4 protein-coding genes and 1 pseudogene are annotated in these 4038 nt (G+C 50.3%); all 5 read left to right on the plus strand.

The annotated features are described in order from the left end of the window. A pseudogene (locus tag VB081_RS14215) lies at window positions 1-337 on the plus strand (metallophosphoesterase); the annotation flags it as partial. 168 nt (window positions 338-505) lie between these two features. Then, a complete protein-coding gene (gene mraZ / locus VB081_RS14220) occupies window positions 506-937 on the plus strand; it encodes a division/cell wall cluster transcriptional repressor MraZ (RefSeq protein ID WP_323401436.1) in 432 nt (143 codons plus the stop codon). Then, the gene (rsmH, locus tag VB081_RS14225) at window positions 934-1875 is read left to right on the plus strand and encodes a 16S rRNA (cytosine(1402)-N(4))-methyltransferase RsmH (protein ID WP_323401437.1); all 942 of its coding nucleotides are present in this window, start codon (window positions 934-936) and stop codon (window positions 1873-1875) included. The genes mraZ and rsmH overlap by 4 nt, the downstream gene beginning before the upstream one ends. A gap of 16 nt (window positions 1876-1891) precedes the next feature. Next, window positions 1892-2914 carry a hypothetical protein gene (locus VB081_RS14230; protein ID WP_323401438.1) on the plus strand — a complete coding sequence of 341 codons (1023 nt, stop codon included), beginning with the start codon at window positions 1892-1894 and terminating at the stop codon, window positions 2912-2914. Between the two features lie 70 nt (window positions 2915-2984). Beyond that, on the plus strand, window positions 2985-4038 hold a 1054-nt coding region (locus VB081_RS14235), incomplete at its 3' end, for a penicillin-binding transpeptidase domain-containing protein (RefSeq protein WP_323401439.1).

A 4038-nucleotide genomic window follows, 5' to 3' on the forward strand; every position in this document is an offset into this window, starting at 1 on the left:
GGGTTGGACGTTTCCGCAGGACAACAGTTTTGGTGAAAACGACCGCAAGATATATGAGCGTGAAAAGATGCGGCTTAAGATGTCGCTTGACAGTGCAAAGAAATATGAGGATAAGAAAAAGATCGTCATGATGCATTTCCCGCCGATCTATGAGGGGGTGCGGGATACGGAGTTCAACGCTATCTTGCAGGAATATGGTGTGGCAGAAGTTGTGTTTGGACATCTGCACGGAGAGATACTGAAAAACATCCGCCTGACAGACTTAAAGGTAGGTACGGTAAACTATAATTTGGTGTCGGCAGACTACCTCGATTTCAAACTGAAACGAATCGTTTGATCAGTCGTTAAAAAACGTGATAGGAATACAAAAAAACGCAAAATTTATATTTTGCGTTTGTTTATTATTTTCATTGAATAATACTTGCATAATGGGTGTGATAGTGTTAAAATTTGATTAAAAGTGGTGCAAAGTGGTTAAAAGTGGTGAAAGGAGTTTGCGACGGTCATGCTGATTGGAGAATATTCACACAATCTAGATGCCAAAGGCAGGGTATTTATGCCCGCGAAATTTCGCGACGATCTGGGCGAGAGCTTTATCGTGACGAAAGGCGTGGGAAAATGCTTGTTTGTGTTCTCTACAGCAGAGTGGGAAAACTTCGCCGGTAAACTCAAAGACCTGCCGGTATCGGACGTTGCAGCACAAAGCTTCACGCGTATGCTGTTTGCGAGCGCCTGTGAATGCGAGGGCGACAAGCAGGGCAGGATATTGCTGCCGCAGCGCCTGCGTGACCATATCGGCGCAGTGAAGGAAACGGTGATAATCGGCGTGATGACAAGAGCCGAGATATGGTCTAAGGAAGGCTGGGCGGAATATAACGACAGTGCTTACAAAGACTATGAAGAAACGCTTGCAAAACTGGCGGAGCTTGGAATATGACAAGACAAGGCGGGCACGTCCCCGTCCTCTATCAGGAGACGATAGACGCTCTGAACCTTAAGAACGGGCAGACGGTGGCAGATGGGACGATGGGCGGCGGCGGACATGCGCAGGGCATCCTTGAGCGGATATTGCCGGATGGCAGACTGATCGGGATCGACAAAGACACGGCCGCAATCGAGCGTTGCAAAAAAAGACTGGAACAGTTTGAAGACAACATATTGTTTGTCCATGATGATTTCAAAAGCATCATGGAAGTTCTTAAAACAAATGGCATCGAAAAGATCGATGGCGCTGTACTCGACTTGGGAGTCTCCTCCTATCAACTAGACGAGGGGGGACGGGGATTTTCTTACCAGCAGGATGCGCCGCTTGATATGAGAATGAACAGGGATAACACATTGAGCGCTAAAACAGTGGTGAATGAATATTCGCAGAATGAGCTGACGCGGATATTGCGCGAGTATGGAGAAGAAAAATGGGCGGCACGCATTGCAAAGTTTATTGTGGAAGCCCGCTCGCAACAAGAGATAGGCACAACTGAGGAGCTTACACAGATCATCAAGAATGCGATACCGGCTGCGGCACGCCGCGAGGGGCCGCATCCTGCAAAGAGAAGCTTTCAGGCAATACGCATTGAAGTAAATGGCGAGCTTGCAGGCCTTGGACAGGCGCTTGAAGACTATGTGGAGGCGCTGAGCAGCGGGGCAAGGCTTGCGGTGATCACGTTCCACTCTTTAGAAGACAGGATCGTCAAGCAGACCTTTAAAAAGTTGTTCGATCCCTGCGAGTGTCCGAAAGATTTCCCGATATGCGTATGTGGGAAAACAAGCCAGATCAAACTCGTTACAAGAAAACCAATCATTCCGGGAGAACAGGAATTAAACGAAAATCCGAGAGCGCGCAGTGCTAAGCTGCGGGTAGTGGAAAAGAGATAGCAAAGAGGGACAGCAAATGAATGCAATACCGCAAAAGGCGCATAATTACGAAAGAATCAGAATACCGCGCGATAATACGGCGAATATAAGCGCACAGCAGCGCATGGGCAGGATCACTGACATGCAGGCTTACAATATGCGTAAGATTGCTATGCAGCGCAAAAAGGCATATGAAGAACGCATGGAGTATGAACGCGCAAGACAGCAGGAGCAACGGCAAAAAGCGGCACGCAGCGCGCAGCAGCAACAGCAGCAAAGGCGCGATGCTTATGATGCGCGTGAAGTGGTTCGTCAAAGAGGCGTCAAAAACGTTGTGGGCGGCAGGAAGCTGACCCCGGCATATGAGGTGAGCACTCCAGCGGGTGGATATGGCTACAGCCGTTCCCCGTATGAGCAGGCGGCACGCAGAAGAAGCGGACAAATGCAGCAGAGAGCGGCAGCGCCCGCGTATGAACGGGATTATGAAAGAGCATACGAACGTCCGGTGAAAAGACCGGCGCAGCCGCGCCGTAAACCCATTCATGGATTCGATATGGTGGAAACAACGGATGCAACCGCATATCATGGCGTGAAGCCGATCGCGGTGGAGTATGAAGCGCCCAAAAGAAAAGGGGTCGTTTCCACGATCATTCTGATCGCAGTGGTATTTGCCGTACTGGCGGGGATACTGATCCGTTATTCGCAGATCAGCAACCTGAATTATCAGAACGCGCAGATCGAGTCGCGCATCGGATCGCTTTCACAAGACCTTGATAAGGCAAAAATGGAAGTTTCGCTGCGTGAAGACTTAAGCAGTATCCGTCAGCAGGCGGCTGCAATGGGGATGTCTGAACCGAAGGACAGCCAGATCGTCTTTGTGGAGCCGGAAGCAGCAGTGCAAGATGTGCCTGAGACGTCTACGGTGCAGGATGCTCTGACGGCGGAAGGAAGCACAGATATTTCGCAAGGGGCACAAGCGAACGGCGATGCTGCTGCAAGCGGATTTTCAGGTTTTATCAATACGATTCTGGATACAATCAAAGGATGGTTCCAGAATTAAACAGGAGTAAACATTGTCAACGTCACGGGTACTGGTAACCAGAAAAAGATTACTGGTCATACTAATTATAATGTCTGTACTGATTATCCTGCTCATGTCACGAGTGGGATATTGGTCTTTATTTAAGGGAGAATGGCTGCAGGAAAAAGCACAGAAGCAATGGACGCGGGATGTGGAGGTTGACGCCAAGCGCGGAACGATTTTTGATCGCAACCTGTATGTGCTTGCGCAGAGTGCCGCGGCGGATACGGTCGCACTCCAGCCAGAAGCGATCGCGAAGGCGGAAAATGCCGACCAGGTGGCAGACGAGCTCTCGCGCATTTTGGAAATGCCGCGCGAGGATGTATATGCAAAAGCAACAAACACTGAGAAAAAAGAAATCTGGCTGAAACGGCAGATCACGCCCGAGCAGTCCGAAGAAATCGCGAATATGAAGCTGAAGGGCGTCAGCCTGATCGAGGATGTAAAGCGTTTTTATCTCAATAAGGATTTTGCATCGCAGGTGATCGGCTATACGACACAGGACGGAGCAGGGCAGACGGGAATAGAGAAACGCTATAACAGCATTCTTGAAGGCCGTCAGGGCCGTCAGGTCACGGAGACTGCAAAGGACGGAAGCGGCGTGCCCAACGGACAGGAAATGCTGATCGATCCGCAGGACGGGCAAAGCGTTGTGCTGACGATCGATGAAATGGCGCAGAGCATCTTAGAAGATGCTTGCAGTGCACTGTATACTGATCACTCGCCTGACAGCGTACAGGGGCTTGTTATGGACGTGGCGACGGGAGAAGTGCTTGTGATGGCCAACATCCCGCAGTTCGATCTCAACAATCCGCCGCGCGATGATGCGGCGGCGTTGTCGGCGCTGTCAGTCAATGCGATCACAGCGACACCTTATGAGCCGGGCAGCATCTTTGGGCTGTTTACCGCTGCGGCCGCTATGAACGAGAATGCTGCGGGTGAGTATGCGTGCACAGGTTCTGCGGTCATCGATGGTGAAAAGATATCCTGCAGCGCTGCACATGGCACGCAGAATATGATGCAGGCTGTACAAAGTCACTGTAGTATTGCGGAGGCATTTCAATCTGACGCGCTTGGCAAAGATAAGTTTTATCAATATTTAA

This window comes from Christensenella sp., assembly GCF_034927525.1.
In the GTDB taxonomy this organism is placed as follows: Bacteria; Bacillota; Clostridia; order Christensenellales; family Christensenellaceae; genus Christensenella.

Coding starts and splice junctions, on each gene's coding strand:
- VB081_RS14230 (WP_323401438.1), top strand. CDS start 1,892: ATGAATGCAATACCGCAAAAGGCGCATAATTACGAAAGAATCAGAATA.
- mraZ (WP_323401436.1), top strand. CDS start 506: ATGCTGATTGGAGAATATTCACACAATCTAGATGCCAAAGGCAGGGTA.
- rsmH (WP_323401437.1), top strand. CDS start 934: ATGACAAGACAAGGCGGGCACGTCCCCGTCCTCTATCAGGAGACGATA.